Origin of the sequence: Methylophilus sp. Leaf414, from assembly GCF_001425425.1 — a bacterium.
In the GTDB taxonomy this organism is placed as follows: Bacteria; Pseudomonadota; Gammaproteobacteria; order Burkholderiales; family Methylophilaceae; genus Methylophilus.
This window is the reverse complement of record NZ_LMQQ01000004.1, coordinates 415,167-433,106: the sequence shown is the minus strand read 5'-3', so window position 1 is coordinate 433,106 and position 17,940 is coordinate 415,167. Positions and strand designations below refer to the sequence as shown.

The following is a 17,940-nucleotide window of genomic DNA, read 5'->3' as shown; positions in this document are numbered from 1 at the left end:
ACGACAACAATCATTATGACGCCTGTCGCTAAGGCAAAAGATAGCGATTGGTTCCAGATCAAGGAAGGCAAGACTTACCAAACCCGCTTTTCATTAGATAACGAATCAGCACCTGAAAATAAAGCGCAGTTGCGCGAGTTGCTCGAAAAACACCTGACGTTACATGAAGCTATGCAAAACCCGCGCATGAACGAAGGTGAATGGCGGCGGCTGATCCAGAAAACGCCACAGGAAATCGCTGACCTGCTGGCTACAGAAGGCTATTTCAAAGTAAAAACGGTGGCCTACCAGCCTTCCGCCCATGTCATTGAATTTCGCATCCACTTGCCGCCGCAAGCAAAAGTCAGCAAAGTCTCTGTGCTGCTGACAGGTGAAATACAGCAGCCCGCCTATAAAGAGATTCTGGAAAACGCCAACAAAAGCTGGCCTTTAAAAGAGAATAATGTTTTTACCCAGCAGGCTTGGGCAGCAGCAAAACGTGACCTGTTAGCCTCATTGCTGCAGGTAGAATTCCCCAATGCGAAAATCACGCAATCACAAGCGATGGTCCAACCGCAAACACAGCAAGTCTCTATTAACATTGCAGTAGACTCCGGCCCGGCAGTGCGTTTTGGCAAAGTGAATATCCACGGCTTGAAGCATTATCCGGAAACCTTGATCCGTCCGCTGAATACCATTAAAGCCGGTGACCCATACCGTCAATCGGACTTACTGCTTTTACAGAACAGTTTTATGAGCACCGGCAAATTCAGCCAGGTGGATGTCGTCGCCAACACCCAGGCATTGAACCCGGACCGCACGGCTGATGTAGATGTCACTGTGCGTGAGATGGAAGAAAAATCTTTCCGTATAGGCGTTGGCGCCAGCACCAATACAGGTGCGCGCATTGTGTTTAACTACACGGATCGCAATTTGTTTGATCGCGGATTACTGTGGGACAGCAGCATCCGTCTTGAGCAACGCTTACAGGCAGCTACTTCGAATATCAACTTCCTGATGGATGCAAAAGGTTACCGGGATAGCATACAGAACAGCCTTACCCGCACCGACCTGGAAGGACAAGTCACCACTGCATTGCAAAACGGGGTGCGTCGCTATTGGGGCCAACCGCGCAAGTTTGAACAGTTCATTGGCGCCAACCTGCTGTATGAATATCTGCAAGTGGATGACGTTACTTCACAATTCAATAAAGCGCTTACGGTCACTTACGGTTTTAACCTGCGCGATCTCGACCACCAGCAGGCACCGACCAAAGGCTGGATATTAAATACCCAATTCCAGCTTTCACCGTTTGAACAGATTTCTGACGGGCGCTTTTTGCAATCACAAGCCAGAGCGCAGGTGTTTTACCCGCTAACAAGCTCTACCCAATGGCTAGGCAGACTTGAAGTCGGCAGTGTCACCGGTTCTGCCAACAACGTTCCTGCCACTTATTTATTCCGTGCCGGTGGTGATCAGTCTGTGCGCGGTTATGCCTTCCAGTCATTAGGGGTGAATGAAGGTGGCGCAACGATTGGTGGCCGCGTGTTACTGACAGGCAGCAGTGAGGTAGTGCAATGGCTGACGCCCTCCTGGGGTGCAGCAGTGTTTGTGGATTTTGGTAATGCTGCTAACAGCTGGAAAGATTATGACCCGGTGCTGGGTTATGGTGTGGGTGCACGTTTCCGTAGCCCGATCGGGCCGGTAGGAGTGGATATTGCCTATGGAGAAGAAACCAAGGAATACCGTTTGCACTTTAACCTGGGAGTGAATTTCTAATGTTATTCATATACACACTCTCAAGATTATGCCGTTTATTACTGGTGACTACGCTTTGTTTTAGTCTGGTCATCACACCACAAATGGTATGGGCAGCCAATGTCATGGTGGTCACCAGCCTGAAAGAATTTGAAACTGACCTGGGTAATGCCACCCTCAAGGTCGAAGGTATTGCATCGGATATGCGATTAGGCGTCACGCCACGCGGTGAATTGACCGTATCAAGTTTTGTGGCCAAACAGGTGACTTTACAGTTTAAATCGCAGCCAGTGACGCCAGCCCCAGGCGCGAAAACGGCAAGCGGGCCTTTGCCGAACCGCATCAATATCCCGCTACCTTTCCATTTGCTGTCCGGTAACATTGAACGGCTAACCATTATCCAAGGGCCAAGCACTTACCATATAGACAAGATCAAGTTTGACCTGGATGCTGACAATAAAGCCATGCAATTCCGTATCGCGCAGGCGCACAGCCCATGGGGGGAGATCAGCACCCATTTCCAGATGCAGAATGCAGCACCGTTTCCATTAAATGGCTGGATGGATATCAAGCAACCACAAGGTGATCTGCCCTACCACCTGCGCACTGAATTACATGGCGACCTGACTAAAGTCGATATTGCCGCCAGCCACCACTATCAGCCAGAGAGTAAACCGTTTGCTATTGTGCCTGCCACACAGCCTGGTGAAGATATGGTGTTATTGAAAGCCACCATAGGCCTGGATGACACCCGCAACAGCAATCTCCTGTTTCACCTGCAACAATTCCAGGCCAGGCATGTGCATCCGCAACTGGCTGGACATATGGATTTAAAAGTGACCGCCGATGGCAGCCTGACCGACACCGGCATTATCCAGGTAAAAGTGGATGCAGGAGACAGCCGCCTGCAAACGCAGCCGTTGATAGTCCGCGGGACGGCCACATTGCAAGGCCAGCAATTAACCGCTCTGGATTTGCTGGCGCAACTGGATAAAAACACATTCACAATCCGTAGTACGCAAGCCGCTACACCTCAGGCAACCCAGCTCTCATGGCAGGCCAATTTGCCAAACCTGGCGCAGTTTATGCCGGGCTTTTCCGGCCAGGTGAAAGGCGAAGGCACGCTCCAGCACCTGTCAGATGGCTTCCATGCAAGCTACCGTTTATCAGGTCAACAACTGCAATTACCACAAGGTCTGGCATTAGCCGGGTTTGAAGTGCAGGGACAAGCTTCTGACAATGTGCAGGCCGCTTTAGACCACCAGATCAAGCTACACGGTTTGTCGCAACAAAACGCCCAGGGCACAGATAGTCCGCCCATTGAGGCTGAACTCAATTTAAAGGGCTCATTGGCACAGCATCAACTCGCGTTGCAAATCAAAGACTCTGATCCTTCATTACAACGCAACATACAATTAGCGCTTAACGGCGCATGGCAGAATGACCGCTGGCAAGCCCAGCTAACGCAATTACAGGATGCCAGCGGAAAAGTGTTCCGGTTAGCCAATCCGGCGAACATGTCCTGGGGCGCTTCGCAAGGTTTCGATCTGCAACAACTGGCATTAAATGTATACGAAGGCCAGATGCAAGTGGCCCGGCTACATTACCGCCCGGCTAAACCTGCAGGCACCCTCTCGGCGCAACCGGCAGAAATGATGCAATTACAGACTCGCGGTACGCTCAAGGACTTTCCATTGCAAGCATTAATGGCGTGGCTGGTGCCTGAGCAATCAGCCCCGTTACCGGCAGATCATCTGCGATTATCTGCACAGTGGGATTTGCAGCTAGACCAGCGCCTCAACGGATTTCTGCAACTACAACGCAGCCAGGGTGACTGGCAGGTATATGACATCAACAATGCCAAATGGCAGGGCCTGGGTCTACAAACACTCACTGCAAATGTTAAAGCAGATAATGACAAGGTAAGTGTTGAAAGCACCATCAACTCCGCTGATGCGATTAACCTGCAATTGTCAGCAAACACACTCGTCACACCTACAGCAACTGGATTTGTGATCAAAAATTCGGCGCCGGTATCTGCCAGCCTGAAAGCGGATGTCCGGCAGCTAAACTGGTTTTCCAGATTATTCTCGGATATTCAACCTGCCGGCAGGCTGGCGATCGATGCGCAGGTCAGCGGTGTGATGTCCAAGCCACAGTTAAAAGGCTCGATGACAGGCGAGGCGCTCGCACTGCAAATACCTTCGCAAGGGGTATGGCTGGAACAAGGCCGCCTGAATGCGACCATGGCTGGCGATCAGGTGACTTTCAACCAGATTCATTTTGCCGGCAAGAGCGGTGAGCTGGATGCCACTGGGGGCTTGTCTTTAAAGCAGCCTGACTGGCAACTGGATTTATCTGCCAAACTCAATCAATTGCAGGCACTTTCCCGCGTGGACCGCTGGGTACAACTGAGTGGCGACACCAAGTTAAAACTGACCAGTGCAAACACCAGCATCAGCGGCAACCTTAAAATCCACAAAGGGCTATTTGAATTGCCCAAAGGCGATAAACCGCAGCTGGATAGCGACGTCATCATTCAATCGCCTGAAAATACAGCGCCCGCTAAAAAATCCCAGATAAGCTTCCAGGATTTCGGTCTCGATTTTGGTGATAAACCCGGCCTCCCTTTTAAGGAGTCAGAACAATTCATGCTGCGCGGTCAAGGCCTGAATGGTGCTTTGAGCGGGAAAATGCGTCTTGACGGCATGCTGGATGATCTCGCTGCCAGTGGCACTTTGGAAGTGACCGGCACCTATCTGGCTTATGGCCAATCGCTTAATATCGAAACCGGCCGTCTTATTTTCAGTGGCAAAATCCCTAATATTGGCCTGGATGTACTGGCGACGCGGCAGGTGGAAAACACCAAAGTCGGTATACAAATCAACGGCAGCCTGCAAACACCACAACTGAAACTGGTCTCCACCCCTGAAACCAGCAATGAAAACAAAATCTCGTTATTGGTGCTTGGGCAACCGATGTCAGCAGTCGGCAGCAGTGATATGGCGATGTTATCAGTCGCGGCCAGCGCGTTACTGTCGCAAGGCGATTCAGTTTCACTGCAAACCAGAATCGCCCAAACCATAGGCCTGGATAGTATAGACGTGCGCGGCTCAGGGTCGACCAATTACGCAGTCAGCGTTGGCAAACGCATCAACAGCCGCCTGGTGGTAGGCTACGAAAAAAGCATTGTCGGGCTATTAAATGTTGGTAAACTCACCTACCAGCTGACCAACCGGATTTCGATTGAAACCAGGACTGGCTCGGATAACGCGCTGGATATATTTTACGGTTTCAGCTTTGATTAACCCAGGAGGATGGCATGCAACAGGATAATAAAAATCCACGACTGGCAGTCTTGATTGATGCTGACAATACCTTCAAGGTCATTCCTATCATTGATGAGCTGTTTGAAGAAATGTCCAAGTTCGGCGATATCAGTGTCAGGCGTATTTATGCCGACTGGACTTCTGATCATGTCAAGCAATGGAAGCCTGTGCTGCCTAAACATGCCATTCAGCCGATTCAGCAGTACGCTAATACGAAAGGTAAAAATGCTACTGATAGCGCATTGATCATTGATGCTATGGATTTGCTTTACACTGCTCCGCTCGATGGTTTCTGTATCGTATCGAGCGACAGTGACTTTACGCGGCTGGCGATTCGTTTGCGTGAAGCAGGCAAATTTGTGTATGGCTTTGGCGAGAATAAAACGCCGGAATCCCTGAGGGCGGCCTGCAACCAGTTTGTTTATTTTGAAATCCTGCTCCAGGAAAAAAACGTGGAGGAATCTTCTGCCCAAGTGGAAGCCACGACCAAACCCAAGTCGGATGAAGAACAAATTAGGCTTGTGCCTATTGGTAAAAAAACCAAACAGCAATTAGCGAATGATGCCAAATTGGTATCATTGATCCGCTCAGCCATTGAAGGGCTGTCTGACGAGACGGGTTTTGCCGCCATGGGCGCAGTCAAAAACCATATCGTTAAAAACTTTTCCGCCTTTGACTCACGCAATTACGGTTATACAAAATTCAGTGAACTGGTAAATGCCATCGGCTTGTTTGAGTTAGATGACCAAAAACAGAAATTACGCGACAAACGAAAAAAATGACTGAAATCCTTATTCTTTATTATTCACAAGGCGGCGCCGTCAAAGACATGGCGCAACTGATTGCGCGTGGTGTGGAAAGCGTGAATGGCGCCAAAGCCAGAGTGCGCACCGTGCCGAAAGTCTCTGCCAACTCAGAGGCGACTGAATCGGACATTCCAGCCTCCGGCGCACCTTACGCGACTTTGCAGGACCTCGAACAATGTGCCGGCCTTGCGCTGGGCAGTCCTACGCGTTTCGGCAATATGGCCGCACCGGTGAAATACTTTCTCGACGGCACCTCAGGTCTCTGGCTTAAAGGCGCATTAATCGGTAAACCGGCAGCTGTGTTTACCTCAACCGGTTCCCTGCATGGTGGTAACGAGATGACATTGTTGACCATGATGATTCCGTTAATGCATCACGGCATGCTGATGGTTGGCCTGCCCTATTCCGAGCCGCAACTGGGCACTACCAAAACCGGCGGTACTCCATACGGTGCCAGCCATATCGGCGGTGCGATGGATGACCAGCCAATTTCCGATGATGAAAAAAAATTGTGCATGGCGTTAGGGAAACGCCTGGCCGAAACTGCACTCAAATTGCAATAACTGTTATTTAGGAAACCTGTATGTCTGCCGCCCTCACCCGCGAAGCACGCCAATTTCTGTTTGCCACACGCCATGCCGTGTTGTCCACCTACTCCATGAAATACCCTGGCTATCCCTTTGGCGCCATTGCGCCATTTATCTGTAGCCAGCAGGCTGAGCCTATCATTTTGGTGAATGCCAATGCTGAACATGCCAAAAATATGCATGAAAACGCCAAAGTATCCTTACTGGTATTTTCGGAAGCACAAAACCAGCATGCGCACGCACAACTGACATTGATAGGCGAGGCATTGCCCTCTGATAAAAATGACTCGGATTTACGCGCACGCTATCTGCGCTACTTCCCTGATGCAGTGACTTATTTTGACCTGGAAGAGTTTCACCTGTATCGCATACGCGTCGAGCATGTGCGTTACATCGCAGGCCTTGGCAGGCTAGACTGGTTTGAGGGTGATTCACTGAATGAAGATTTGGCAGATAGCATGCTGGCCTCGCAGGAATCCGGCATCGTTTCGCATATGAATGAAGACCACATAGACAGCATGCTGGAATATTGTCAGCACGTGCATGGCGTTACGGCCGATCAGGCGGAAATGATAGGGCTGGATGCCGATGGCTTTGATGTGAAATATATGCATGGCGAAGAAGTGTATGGCCAGTTGCGTTTTAATTTTGACCAACCCGTACTCAACGCGATGGATGCACGCAAGGCTTTAGTGGCTCTGGCACAAGCTGGCCGCTCATGATCCCGGCTATTCTGAAATGGAGCCGCCTGGGCGCGAGTATCAGCCTGATTGGTTTAATCGTATTGTGCCTGGGCTGGGAAATTTTCTGGGCGCCCTTGCGTAGCGGTGGCAGTTTGCTATTCCTGAAAAGTTTGCCGTTGCTGGCACCGCTATTTGGTATCCTGCGCGGTAAACGCTATACCTATCAATGGGCAGGCATGCTTATCCTGTTTTACTTTACCGAAGGCGCGGTCAGGGCCTGGTCTGAGACTGGTGTCACACGCCTGCTGGCATGGTCAGAGATATTATTAAGCATAGTATTTTTTGCCAGCGCGATTGCTTATGCCAAATATACCGGGCAGCGCTACCAAACGTCTTTGCAAAATGCAGCGTGAAACCACTCACAGCGATTAAGATTAAAATACTGGCGGAATGCACTGTATGTATTGCAGCCATTAGCAGGAAAAAATACTTATTCTCATGCTAAATTCTTTCAGGGTATGGCATAAACAAGGTCAGTAAACCTTATATAATATCCGGCATGAAAATTCTGTTATCCAACGACGATGGCTACCTGGCCCCAGGCCTGGCTGCACTGGCGCAACACCTGAGTAAAGTGGCCGATATTACCGTAGTCGCACCGGAACGCAATCGAAGTGGCGCCAGCAATTCCCTCACGCTGGATAGACCGTTAAGCGTAAAACAGGCCGCTAATGGCTTTTTTTATGTGAACGGCACCCCGACTGACTGTGTGCACATTGCGCTGACCGGATTGATGCAAGAAATGCCGGATATGGTCATCAGCGGCATTAATGACGGCGCCAATATGGGTGATGACACCATTTATTCAGGCACAGTTGCTGCTGCCACAGAAGGTTACTTATTAGGCATTCCGTCTATTGCAGTTTCTATGTCACAACACCAACCTGCACATTTTGAGACGGCAGCGCGCGTGATTGTCGACCTGGTCAAGCAATTCAATCATAGCGAAATCCTCGAACCGACCTTGTTGAACGTCAATGTACCGGATATCCCCTTTAGCGAAATCAAAGGCCGCCAGGTGACCCGTTTAGGCAAGCGTCACAAAGCCGAGCCAGTGATTCAACTGAAAACCCCGCGTGGCGAAACTGTTTATTGGGTAGGTGCGGCCGGTCAACCGAATGATGGCGGCGAAGGCACTGATTTTTATGCCGTATCCCAGGGATATGTATCGATTTCGCCGATTCAGGTAGACCTGACCAAGCATTCACAAATCAAACACTTGCAACAATGGTTGCAGAACACGAATTAAGCAAGATGGCGATTCCAAGAAACACCAGTAAAACCGGCATTGGCATGACCTCCTCCCGCACACGCGAGCGTATGTTGACGCGTTTGCGCGAGCAAGGCATACAGGATGAAGTGGTGATTAACGTGATGGCAGAGATTCCCCGCCACATTTTTGTTGATGAAGCTTTATCCATTCGTGCTTATGAAGATGTGTCTTTACCGATAGGTTATGGCCAGACCATTTCACAGCCGTATATTGTGGCGAAAATGACGCAGATTTTGCGTAACGGTAAACAGCTGAACAAAGTGCTCGAAATTGGCACCGGTTGTGGCTACCAGACCGCTGTATTATCACGCGTCAGCAATGAAGTGTTCTCACTCGAACGTATCCGCCCGCTGGTAATGAAAGCCAGGACACATTTGCGTACATTAAAGTGCACCAATGTCAAACTGGATCACGCGGATGGCAGTATCGGCCTGAAAGACTACGGTCCGTTTGATGCCATCATGGTCACCGCTGCTTCCAGCCATGTGCCACAGGAATTGGTAGATCAACTGGCCGTCGGTGGCCGTATGGTGATTCCGGTGGGCACTGCTGAACAAGTATTGCATCTGATTGAAAGGACCGCGCAAGGCGTGCAGAAAACCGCCCTGGAACCGGTCAAGTTTGTGCCATTATTAGGGGGAACTGCTTTATCATGAGATTACGCTCGCTTCTCATTACCGGATTGACTGCTGCAACATTGGCAGCGTGTGCGCTAAACTCCCCCATGCCGCGCGCACCCGTTAGCAGCACCACTAAAACACCGGATAACAAACCTGCAGCCCCGGTATCCGTTGGCCCTAACCAGTACATGGTGCAAAAAGGTGACAATCTGTACAACATCGGCAGAAAGTTCGGCATCCCTCACCTGAAACTTGCTGAAATCAATCAGTTACAAACGCCTTATGAAATTCACGTCGGCCAAGTTTTAAACATAAAAGCGGCGACTGGTACAACCAATAATAAAGCCAATGACACTGCCTCTACGGACGATGCAGAAGTGGTGACTTCTGCCATTACCCGCCCTGAACTGGCGCCTGCCGGTGATGCCACCAGTGGCGGTGCTGCTAACGCAGCCGCTGCAACAGACGGCGCGAAAGCACCTGCAGACGGGCAAGATATTGACGCGGTTGCCGACAATGATATTCAATGGCAATGGCCACTGGCTGGTAAAGTCAGTGCCGGATTCGACCCGCAGTTGAACAAGGGATTGAATATTACGGGCAATGCAGGGCAAACAGTGAATGCGGCTGGCGCTGGCAAAGTAATTTATAGCGGCATGGATGTGCGCGGTTATGGCAAGCTGATTATCATCAAGCACAACAGCAACCTGCTGTCAGTCTATGCACATCAGGGAAACTCTCTGGTGAAAGAAGGTTCTTTCGTGTCGCAGGGTGAAAAACTGGCAATATTGCCAGCGGCGGCTAACAGCAAACCGCCTATGTTACATTTTGAGATCAGGCAAAAAGGTAAGCCGGTTGATCCAGTCAGCTACTTGCCTGGCAATGCAGCAGCAAATAACGGTAATAGCTAGCTAAACATAGCAGGCCTTCGCCGAGGATGTATCAAGCAGTCAAATCGCACCATGTGCATGATGTTTGAGAAAGGAAAGCTGTATGGATCCTAAACAATTCGACAAGAATCGTGACATCCGTCCGGATAGCGGCTGGCAAACCTTGCAGGCTTTAGTAACGGTTGCCCTGATTATTTGCGGACTCATTGGCATTGCGGTGCATATGTTTGGCTCCAAAACCACGCCATTCGACTGGTGGTACTGGATCACCGCCTCACCGATGAATGCGGCTTTGGCTATCCTGGCAGTGGTGGTCGTGATTGTTTTCCACCGCTACAACAGCCATATCAGCAACCAGCAACGACGGAATGCCAGCAACCTTCCCGTGTATATCATGATGCTGGTAGGCGTATATTTTACTTACAGACTGCTGACTACCGGACACTGGTAAGCTGGACCGATACCTTTAAAAAATACCGGCCAGCATAATCAAGCAGTTTTTGCTATTGCGGTTAAAACAAACCCGCTGCGGTTGATACCACTAATAATCGCCTCGATTGAAGCGGTCACAATATCTGGGTTGATCCCCACACCGTAACACACCTTACCCGCACATACGACTTCCACAAACGCACACGCCGAAGCCTCACCCGCTGATGCACTGGCGCCAATCGAGCGCTCCTCAAAACTACGCACCTGGGCAAACACACCTATCCCTTGCAATGCATGAATCGCCGCATCCACCGGGCCATTACCGTGCCCGCTCAGGATAGTGGCAACGCCATCCACCTCAACCGTCATACGGATGGCCTGGCCACCCTCTTCCGATTGCAGCTGGTAATCCTTAAAGCTAAACGGTGCCGCTGGCTCGATATAAGTGTGGTTAAAAAGCTGCCAGATATCTTTCGCTATCACCTCGCTGCCATGCGTGTCAGTGAATTGCTGCACCACACCGGAAAACTCCACTTGCAGGCGACGCGGCATCACCACGCCATACTGGCTTTCCATCAGGTAAGCGACGCCACCTTTACCGGATTGGCTATTGACGCGAATAATCGAGTCGTAGCTGCGTCCCAGATCTTTAGGGTCGATCGGAAGATAAGGCACACTCCAGCGCGCATCTTCCTGCTGGCTGGCGAAGCCTTTCTTAATCGCATCCTGGTGTGAACCGGAAAACGCGGTAAACACCAGATCACCGGCATAAGGATGGCGCGGATGGATATCAATCTGGGTGCACTCCTCTACCGTACGCCCCACTGCATTCATATCAGAAAAATCCAGCCCTGGATGCACGCCCTGGGTATACATATTCAGCGCCACCGTGACCAGATCCACATTACCGGTACGCTCACCATGCCCAAACAGGCAGCCTTCAACACGGTCAGCCCCAGCCATCATACCCAGCTCAGTCGCCGCCACCGCAGTGCCGCGATCATTATGCGGATGCAGGCTCAGAATCACGCTGTCACGCCGCGCCAGATGACGATGCATCCATTCAATCTGGTCAGCATAAATATTGGGGGTAGCCACTTCCACGGTCGCCGGGCAATTAATAATTACTTTACGCTGCGGCGTTGCGTCCCAGGCTTCGGTCACCGCATCACAAACCTCTTTGGCAAACTCAAGCTCGGTGGCGGTAAAAGTTTCCGGGCTATATTGCATGATGACTTCCGTTTCCGGCATTTCTGCAGCCAGCGCTTTCACCAGCCTGACCGAGTCGACTGCCATTGCTTTGACTTCCTCTCTGCTCATATTGAACACCACTTCGCGGAAGGTCGGTGAGGTCGCATTATAAATATGCACGATCACACGCCGCGCACCGCGCACTGATTCCATCGTGCGACGGATCAGGTGCTCACGCGCTTGTGTCAGTACTTCTATCGTCACATCAGCAGGGATATGATCCTGCTCAATCAGTGTGCGCACAAAATTAAAATCGGTTTGCGAGGCAGAGGGAAACGCCACTTCAATCTCTTTAAAACCAATCTGGCACAGCATTTTAAACATGCGCATCTTCTTGTCGGCATCCATCGGTTCAAACAAAGATTGGTTCCCGTCGCGCAGATCGGTACTCAGCCAAATAGGAGGCTGGCTAATCACTGCGTTCGGCCATTGACGGTCTTTAAGATTGACCGGTGGAAACGGCTGATATTTTTGTGATGGTTGTGCGTGCATGTCGTGCTCCGTAAACATTGATTCGATACCACACATAATAGAGCTTTTATAAAAAATATTATTGCGAAATGTGTGCTTTAAAATTTAATTATGAAATTAAATTTCAATTAATAAAAAATAAATGTAATATTATTTCAATTTTAAATGAATAGTTAAAAATATATGAAATTAGACAAGTTTGACAAAGCTATTCTCGACATTCTGCAAACTGATGGACACATCAGTAATCAGGAGCTCGCCGAGCGGATAGGCCTCTCGCCTGCGCCATGTTTGCGCAGGGTAAAAGCGCTTGAGCAAAATGGCCTGATTACCGGCTACCAGGCACTGGTGGACGCAAAAAAACTTGGATTGAGCCTGATGGCATTAATCGGTATTTCCATGGACCAACACACGCCGGAACGGTTTGCCAATTTTGAAGCAAGCATCGTCAATGTGCCCGAAGTGCTGGAATGTCTGCTGATCACAGGCCAGCAATCAGATTACTTACTAAAAGTAGTGGTCAAAGATATGGATGATTACCAGCATCTGTTACTGCATAAGATCACCAAAATTACCGGTGTCACCGGTGTGCATACCAGTTTTGTATTACGTAATGTCATTGCAAGGGCGAGGTTGCCTGTCGTTTAAAAATAAAAAGGCCATGCATTGCATGGCCTTTTTATCACTACCAATTATTTTTTCTTGGCGTCTTCTTCTGCGTAGTGCTTGCGTATGGCGGTCATATCGAAATCACGTGCCCATTTAATGATTTCATCAAAGGCTGGCGCACCAATTTCGCCAACCTGGGCATGAATACCAGCACACTCGCGAATGACCAGCAATCCTGGTATCTGTTTTACATCAAAATAATCTGAAATTTCCGGGTCAGTCTCAGTATTCACCATGCCAAATACGATATCCGGATTCTTTTCAGCAGCAGCCTCAAATGTTGGCGTAAATGCCACACATGGATCACACCACGGCGCCCAAAAATCCACAATGACAAATTCGTTATTTTCAATGGTTTCTTTAAAATTCGCTTTAGTCAGCGTCAACACTGCCATGATATTTCCTGTTCCTGTAGATTAATTTTTGTGGCGTTATTGTAGCAGAGGAAGCCACTGCCCATGCCAAACTCAATACATGATTGCTTTACGCTGAATAGACAATGCGACATGGCAATGCGCGCATGGCGCTCTTGCACTTGAATAAGCGCTCACCTGTTGTATCATGGATGCAGCAGGAAGTGAGGACGACCCCACCGCTCCAATATTTTTGCAGGGACGACCCTGAAAAAAGATAGGAACGAAATATGGCCTGGTTTATTCTTGTGATTGCGGGACTATTTGAAGTGGGTTGGGCGATAGGATTGAAATATACCGAAGGCTTTAGTAAATTATGGCCGACCGTTGGTACAGTGCTGGCCATGATCATCAGCCTCGGCTTGCTGGGCGTTGCCATGAAAACCTTGCCTGTCGGTACTGCTTATGCCATCTGGGTAGGCGTGGGTGCGATAGGCACCGTGATACTGGGAATGGTATTGTTTGGCGAGCCAGTCACCATGTTACGCATTGGCAGCCTGGTACTGATTGTGGCGGGCATTATTGGTCTTAAGCTCGCGGCGCTCATGTAGTTGCAATAAAGCAGGTTAATAAGCACCTGCTCCCTTAAGAAAAATAGCACAGAAGGGACTGATGATGATTCTTTACGTCGATGCCAATTATCTTTCACCTTACGCCATGTCCGCTTATATCGCGCTGCGTGAAAAGGGTTTAAAATTTGAACTACGGCTTGTCGATTTGCGCAAACGGGAGCAGGCTTTGCCGGAATTCGCTGCTTTCTCCAACACCCAGCGTGTGCCCACCCTGGTCGATAGCGAACAAAACTTCAATTTGTCTGAATCATCAGCAATTAGTGAATATATTGATGAGCAATATAGCGGCGTGCAACTTTATCCGTCGGATATTCAGTCCAAAGCCAAAGCCAGGGAATTGCAAGCCTGGCTGAGAAGTGACCTGCTACCCATACGTGAGGAACGGTCAACCGAAGTAGTATTCCTGACACGTTCGCCGCCACCTTTGTCTGCTCAGGCGCAAGCAGCGGCGAATAAACTATTTCATGCTGCAGCCCAGCTGCTACAGCCCGGCCAGACACATTTGTTTGGTGACTGGAGTATTGCAGATACTGATCTCGCAGTGATGATCAACCGCCTTGTATTGGCTGGTGACCCGGTACCCGAGCATTTAATGGATTACGCAGAGCGCCAATGGCAGCGTCCAAGCGTGCAGGAATGGGTGAATTTGCCCAGGGCAATCACTTAGCGGTCACTTTAATTTTAAAAATAAAAATGCGACTGGCTTTCACCAACCGCATTTTTCTAATTTTTTAAAAACCAGCTTAATATTCGTTAAGTGGATGCTGGGTTTTAAACAATCGAGTTATCCCACACACCATCAAAAAACAATTCACCCAGTGGTTGGCGGTTACGTGCAGCTAATTCACGCTCTTTCACATCGTCAGGCAATCCTTCAACGGCAGCCTGGTAACCCACAGTGACCATCGGCAATATCTGGAAACGTTCCGGCACTTTGAAAGTGGTACGCGCTTTATCGGCATCAAAGCCACCCATCTGGTGCGCCATTAACCCTAGTGCTGTGGCTTGCAGGCAGAGATTTTCCGTCGAGGCACCAGTGTCGTAAGGCGCCCATTTATTTGGCTTGCCATTGCTACGGAATACCGTATCTGCGCAGATAAGTAACAATACCGGCGCATTCACCGCCCAGCCCTGATTGCCAGGAACCAGGCAATCAAATGCAGCCTGCCAGGCCTGCATATTATCGGCCTTGTTACAGACCACATAGCGCCATGGCTCATCACCAAAGCACGAAGGCGCCCAGCGCGCGGCTTCCAGCAAGCTAATGATCTGCTCCTTACTCACCGGTTTATTGGCGTCGTAAGCGCGACCGCTCCAGCGGTTAGCAATCACTTCATGGATAGGCTGTTGCGTAATGGCTGGCTTTTGTATGGTCATAAATCCTCACAGTTGTTTTTTCAAAGTGTATAGCAGCTCTAAAGCCTGCTTGGGCGTTAAATCATCGGGTTGAATGCGCTCTAATTCTGCGACCACAGGATGCAAAGGTGGTTCTTCCGGCTCGGCATCGATTGCAAACAAGTCATTTTGTGGCGTGGCGGCAAGAGTCTGGTTCTCCAGTTGCAGGAGCTTACGCTTTGCCAGTTGCACCACCGATTTTGGAATCCCGGCCAATTGCGCTACCTGTATACCGTAACTCATGGTCGCAGCACCCTCTTCCACCTTGTGCAGGAATACAATGCCTTTGCCGTGCTCGACCGCATCCAGATGCACATTGGCAGCATGCTTGGCCTCATCAATAATCCGCGTCAGCTCAAAATAATGCGTGGCAAACAAGGTGAGGGATTTGTTTTTTTCAAGCAATTGCTTGGCGACTGCCCAGGCCAGGCTTAAGCCGTCAAAAGTACTTGTACCCCGGCCAATCTCATCCAGCAGCACCAGACTGTTGGCGCTGGCATTATTCAAGATATTGGCGGTTTCAGTCATTTCTACCATAAAGGTTGAGCGACCACCTGCCAGGTCATCCGAAGCACCTATGCGTGTGAATATACGGTCAACTTCACCAATGATAGCGTTTTGCGCCGGCACGAAACTACCGCAGTAAGCGAGCAGTACAATCAATGCCGTCTGCCGCATAAAAGTGGATTTACCACCCATATTCGGGCCGGTAATCAATAGCAACTGGCGATAAGGATTCAATGCGACATTATTTGCCACATAAGGCTGGGCAATGCTCTCGACTACCGGATGGCGACCGTACTGGATATCCAGGCCAATTTCGGCACGGAACTGGGGTTGTACATAATTCAGCGCCCGCGCGCGCTCAGCAAAACAGGCCAGCACATCCAAAGTCGCAACCGCAGTGGCGATACGTTGCAAGGTTGTAATATGTGGTAACAGTGCATCCAGTACCTGCTCATACAGCATTTTTTCCCGAGCCAGTGCACGCTCGTTGGCACTCAATACTTTATCTTCAAATGTCTTTAGCTCCGGCGTGATAAACCGTTCTACATTTTTCAGAGTCTGGCGACGACGATATTCAGCTGGCGCACTTTCAGCCTGCAAGCGGCTGATCTCAATGTAAAAACCATGCACACTGTTATATTCGACTTTAAGATTGGCAATACCGGTACGCGCTTTTTCAGCCGCTTCAAACTGCAACAGAAAGTCGCCGTGGTCAGTCTGCAAGGCACGCAACTCATCCAGTTCCGCATCGAAACCCGAAGCAATCACGCCACCTTCACGCAAAATCGCTGAAGGTTCGGCCTGAATGGTTTGGACCAGCAAACGTAAAGCTTCTGAAGGGACTTGCAACTCTGATAGCAAACTTTTTATTAACTCAGACTGAATATGGGGCAGTGTTTGAACCAGTGAAGGCAGTTGCAACAGGCTATCCCGCAAACCCGACAAATCCCGTGGGCGCGCACTTCTAAGCGCTACCCGGGCAGTCATGCGTTCAATATCACCAATCGGGTGCAGCGCCCGTTGTAATCCACTTTCCAGCGATTGCTCCAGAAATTCAGCCACCGCCAGATGGCGTTGCTGTATCTCCAACTGATTACGTAAGGGATGATGCAACCAATGCCGTAACAACCGTGCACCCATCGCGGTTCGTGTTGAATTCAGTAAAGAATACAGAGTCGGGCTGGACTCACCTCGGATAGTGGTATCAATTTCCAGATTACGACGGGTGGCCGCATCCAGTTGCAAATAGTGGTTTGTCTGCTCTACACGCAAACCGGAAATATGCGGTAAAGCGGTTCGCTGGGTATTTTTGACATAGTCAAGCAAAGCACCCGCAGCTGCCACGGCGACAGGCATTTCGGCACAACCAAACCCTGCCAGGTCATGGGTATTAAACTGCTGACTCAAGCTACGCTGTGCTGACTCCAGATCAAATTGCCAAGGTGCCAGACGTTTCTTGGCGCATCGAGCCTGTTGCAAGATGTCTGAGATATGATCATCGCCGGTAATCAACTCGGCCGGATGAATCCGCTCCAACTCTTGCGACAAATGCCCGGGTGCAATTTCGCTTAATACAAACTCGCCGGAAGTCAGGTTCAGCCGGGCCAAACCCAGTACGCCATCACCTTTGGCAATACATAGCAAAGTGTTATCGCGTGTCTCATCCAGCAAAGCTGCATCGGTCAGCGTACCGGGTGTTAAAATCCTTGTCACCTCACGTGCTACCGGCCCTTTGGAAGTGGCTGGATCACCAACCTGTTCGCAGATGGCGACAGCTTCGCCCATTTTTGCCAGCTTGGCCAGATATTGTTCGGCCGCATGATATGGCAAGCCAGCCATTTTGATCGGTTCGCCATTGCTGGCGCCACGACGGGTAAGTGTAATCCCTAATAATCGGGATGCTTTTTCGGCATCTTCAAAAAACAGTTCGTAAAAATCGCCCATACGGTAAAACAGCAGCATATCGGGATACTGTGCTTTTAGCGCCAGGTATTGACGCATCATGGGAGTGTGGTTTTCGAAGGCCATCGGAAGGAAAGACTTATAAAAATAATGAGTAGAAAAGCTTTTGTATCTTACAACAAAAGCGGTATTTCTCGACGTAAGATTATTGGGTCAGCTTGGAAATAAGAGCATGTAAAAAAACATTCTTCAAGACTCGAGGCGTTGAAGGTTTTTAGTTCGATTGTGTTTCGACTGTAGGCAAAAAATACCAAAAGAATGACCTTCTTACTTGTGATCAATA

Annotated in this window: 17 protein-coding genes; 13 read left to right on the top strand and 4 right to left on the bottom strand. The window is 49.7% G+C overall.

Going from position 1 to position 17,940, the window contains the following annotated elements; genetic code table 11:
* The first annotated feature begins 15 nt into the window (after positions 1-15).
* The 10 genes from ASG24_RS10990 (at position 16) to ASG24_RS10945 (ending at position 10,436) form a co-directional block, all read left to right on the top strand.
* A complete protein-coding gene (locus tag ASG24_RS10990) occupies positions 16-1,758 on the top strand; it encodes an autotransporter assembly complex family protein (RefSeq protein WP_082488077.1) in 1,743 nt (580 codons plus the stop codon).
* Positions 1,758-5,045, top strand: coding sequence for a translocation/assembly module TamB domain-containing protein (locus tag ASG24_RS10985; RefSeq protein WP_055871319.1), 3,288 nt, complete (start codon positions 1,758-1,760; stop codon positions 5,043-5,045). Before ASG24_RS10990 ends, ASG24_RS10985 begins: the two co-directional genes overlap by 1 nt.
* A 14-nt stretch (positions 5,046-5,059) precedes the next feature.
* Positions 5,060-5,848, top strand: a complete 789-nt coding sequence (locus ASG24_RS10980; RefSeq protein WP_055871318.1) for an NYN domain-containing protein — start codon at positions 5,060-5,062, stop codon at positions 5,846-5,848.
* Complete coding sequence (wrbA, locus tag ASG24_RS10975) at positions 5,845-6,435, top strand: NAD(P)H:quinone oxidoreductase (protein WP_055871315.1); 591 nt, start codon at positions 5,845-5,847, stop codon at positions 6,433-6,435. Before ASG24_RS10980 ends, wrbA begins: the two co-directional genes overlap by 4 nt.
* Before the next feature lie 20 nt (positions 6,436-6,455).
* Positions 6,456-7,181 carry a HugZ family protein gene (locus ASG24_RS10970; RefSeq protein ID WP_055829244.1) on the top strand — a complete coding sequence of 242 codons (726 nt, stop codon included), beginning with the start codon at positions 6,456-6,458 and terminating at the stop codon, positions 7,179-7,181.
* A complete protein-coding gene (locus ASG24_RS10965) occupies positions 7,178-7,555 on the top strand; it encodes a DUF2069 domain-containing protein (protein ID WP_055829246.1) in 378 nt (125 codons plus the stop codon). The genes ASG24_RS10970 and ASG24_RS10965 overlap by 4 nt, the downstream gene beginning before the upstream one ends.
* A 146-nt stretch (positions 7,556-7,701) precedes the next feature.
* Positions 7,702-8,451 (top strand): 5'/3'-nucleotidase SurE, encoded by a 750-nt coding sequence (gene surE / locus ASG24_RS10960; RefSeq protein WP_055829249.1) that lies wholly within the window; start codon positions 7,702-7,704, stop codon positions 8,449-8,451.
* Between the two features lie 5 nt (positions 8,452-8,456).
* Entirely contained in the window at positions 8,457-9,131 is a 675-nt protein-coding gene (locus ASG24_RS10955) for a protein-L-isoaspartate(D-aspartate) O-methyltransferase (RefSeq protein ID WP_055829993.1), read from the top strand.
* Positions 9,128-10,006 (top strand): peptidoglycan DD-metalloendopeptidase family protein, encoded by an 879-nt coding sequence (locus tag ASG24_RS10950; protein WP_055871312.1) that lies wholly within the window; start codon positions 9,128-9,130, stop codon positions 10,004-10,006. Before ASG24_RS10955 ends, ASG24_RS10950 begins: the two co-directional genes overlap by 4 nt.
* Before the next feature lie 82 nt (positions 10,007-10,088).
* Complete coding sequence (locus tag ASG24_RS10945) at positions 10,089-10,436, top strand: hypothetical protein (protein WP_055871309.1); 348 nt, start codon at positions 10,089-10,091, stop codon at positions 10,434-10,436.
* Positions 10,437-10,474: 38 nt separating this feature from the next.
* On the opposite strand, the gene leuA is transcribed toward ASG24_RS10945, so the two are convergent.
* Complete coding sequence (gene leuA, locus ASG24_RS10940) at positions 10,475-12,160, bottom strand: 2-isopropylmalate synthase (protein ID WP_055871306.1); 1,686 nt, start codon at positions 12,158-12,160, stop codon at positions 10,475-10,477.
* Between the two features lie 162 nt (positions 12,161-12,322).
* On the opposite strand from leuA, the gene ASG24_RS10935 reads away from it, so the two are divergent.
* Entirely contained in the window at positions 12,323-12,787 is a 465-nt protein-coding gene (locus ASG24_RS10935; protein ID WP_055829260.1) for an Lrp/AsnC family transcriptional regulator, read from the top strand.
* A gap of 44 nt (positions 12,788-12,831) precedes the next feature.
* Here the strand turns inward: ASG24_RS10935 and ASG24_RS10930 are convergent, their stop codons facing one another.
* Complete coding sequence (locus tag ASG24_RS10930) at positions 12,832-13,203, bottom strand: co-chaperone YbbN (protein WP_055871305.1); 372 nt, start codon at positions 13,201-13,203, stop codon at positions 12,832-12,834.
* 248 nt (positions 13,204-13,451) lie between these two features.
* Here ASG24_RS10930 and sugE point away from each other — a divergent pair, with 248 nt between their 5' ends.
* The gene (gene sugE, locus ASG24_RS10925; RefSeq protein ID WP_055829266.1) at positions 13,452-13,772 is read left to right on the top strand and encodes a quaternary ammonium compound efflux SMR transporter SugE; all 321 of its coding nucleotides are present in this window, start codon (positions 13,452-13,454) and stop codon (positions 13,770-13,772) included.
* A 61-nt stretch (positions 13,773-13,833) separates the two neighbouring features.
* Entirely contained in the window at positions 13,834-14,460 is a 627-nt protein-coding gene (yfcF, locus tag ASG24_RS10920) for a glutathione transferase (protein ID WP_200934484.1), read from the top strand.
* 104 nt (positions 14,461-14,564) lie between these two features.
* Here yfcF and ASG24_RS10915 read toward each other — a convergent pair whose 3' ends face one another.
* Together ASG24_RS10915 and mutS are read right to left on the bottom strand one after the other, a co-directional pair.
* The gene (locus ASG24_RS10915) at positions 14,565-15,164 is read right to left on the bottom strand and encodes a nitroreductase family protein (RefSeq protein ID WP_055872035.1); all 600 of its coding nucleotides are present in this window, start codon (positions 15,162-15,164) and stop codon (positions 14,565-14,567) included.
* A gap of 12 nt (positions 15,165-15,176) precedes the next feature.
* Complete coding sequence (mutS, locus tag ASG24_RS10910; protein WP_200937005.1) at positions 15,177-17,699, bottom strand: DNA mismatch repair protein MutS; 2,523 nt, start codon at positions 17,697-17,699, stop codon at positions 15,177-15,179.
* Positions 17,700-17,940 lie beyond the last annotated feature (241 nt).

Coding starts and splice junctions, on each gene's coding strand:
- ASG24_RS10990 (WP_082488077.1), top strand. CDS start 16: ATGACGCCTGTCGCTAAGGCAAAAGATAGCGATTGGTTCCAGATCAAG.
- ASG24_RS10985 (WP_055871319.1), top strand. CDS start 1,758: ATGTTATTCATATACACACTCTCAAGATTATGCCGTTTATTACTGGTG.
- ASG24_RS10980 (WP_055871318.1), top strand. CDS start 5,060: ATGCAACAGGATAATAAAAATCCACGACTGGCAGTCTTGATTGATGCT.
- wrbA (WP_055871315.1), top strand. CDS start 5,845: ATGACTGAAATCCTTATTCTTTATTATTCACAAGGCGGCGCCGTCAAA.
- ASG24_RS10970 (WP_055829244.1), top strand. CDS start 6,456: ATGTCTGCCGCCCTCACCCGCGAAGCACGCCAATTTCTGTTTGCCACA.
- ASG24_RS10965 (WP_055829246.1), top strand. CDS start 7,178: ATGATCCCGGCTATTCTGAAATGGAGCCGCCTGGGCGCGAGTATCAGC.
- surE (WP_055829249.1), top strand. CDS start 7,702: ATGAAAATTCTGTTATCCAACGACGATGGCTACCTGGCCCCAGGCCTG.
- ASG24_RS10955 (WP_055829993.1), top strand. CDS start 8,457: ATGGCGATTCCAAGAAACACCAGTAAAACCGGCATTGGCATGACCTCC.
- ASG24_RS10950 (WP_055871312.1), top strand. CDS start 9,128: ATGAGATTACGCTCGCTTCTCATTACCGGATTGACTGCTGCAACATTG.
- ASG24_RS10945 (WP_055871309.1), top strand. CDS start 10,089: ATGGATCCTAAACAATTCGACAAGAATCGTGACATCCGTCCGGATAGC.
- leuA (WP_055871306.1), bottom strand. CDS start 12,160: ATGCACGCACAACCATCACAAAAATATCAGCCGTTTCCACCGGTCAAT.
- ASG24_RS10935 (WP_055829260.1), top strand. CDS start 12,323: ATGAAATTAGACAAGTTTGACAAAGCTATTCTCGACATTCTGCAAACT.
- ASG24_RS10930 (WP_055871305.1), bottom strand. CDS start 13,203: ATGGCAGTGTTGACGCTGACTAAAGCGAATTTTAAAGAAACCATTGAA.
- sugE (WP_055829266.1), top strand. CDS start 13,452: ATGGCCTGGTTTATTCTTGTGATTGCGGGACTATTTGAAGTGGGTTGG.
- yfcF (WP_200934484.1), top strand. CDS start 13,834: ATGATGATTCTTTACGTCGATGCCAATTATCTTTCACCTTACGCCATG.
- mutS (WP_200937005.1), bottom strand. CDS start 17,699: ATGATGCGTCAATACCTGGCGCTAAAAGCACAGTATCCCGATATGCTG.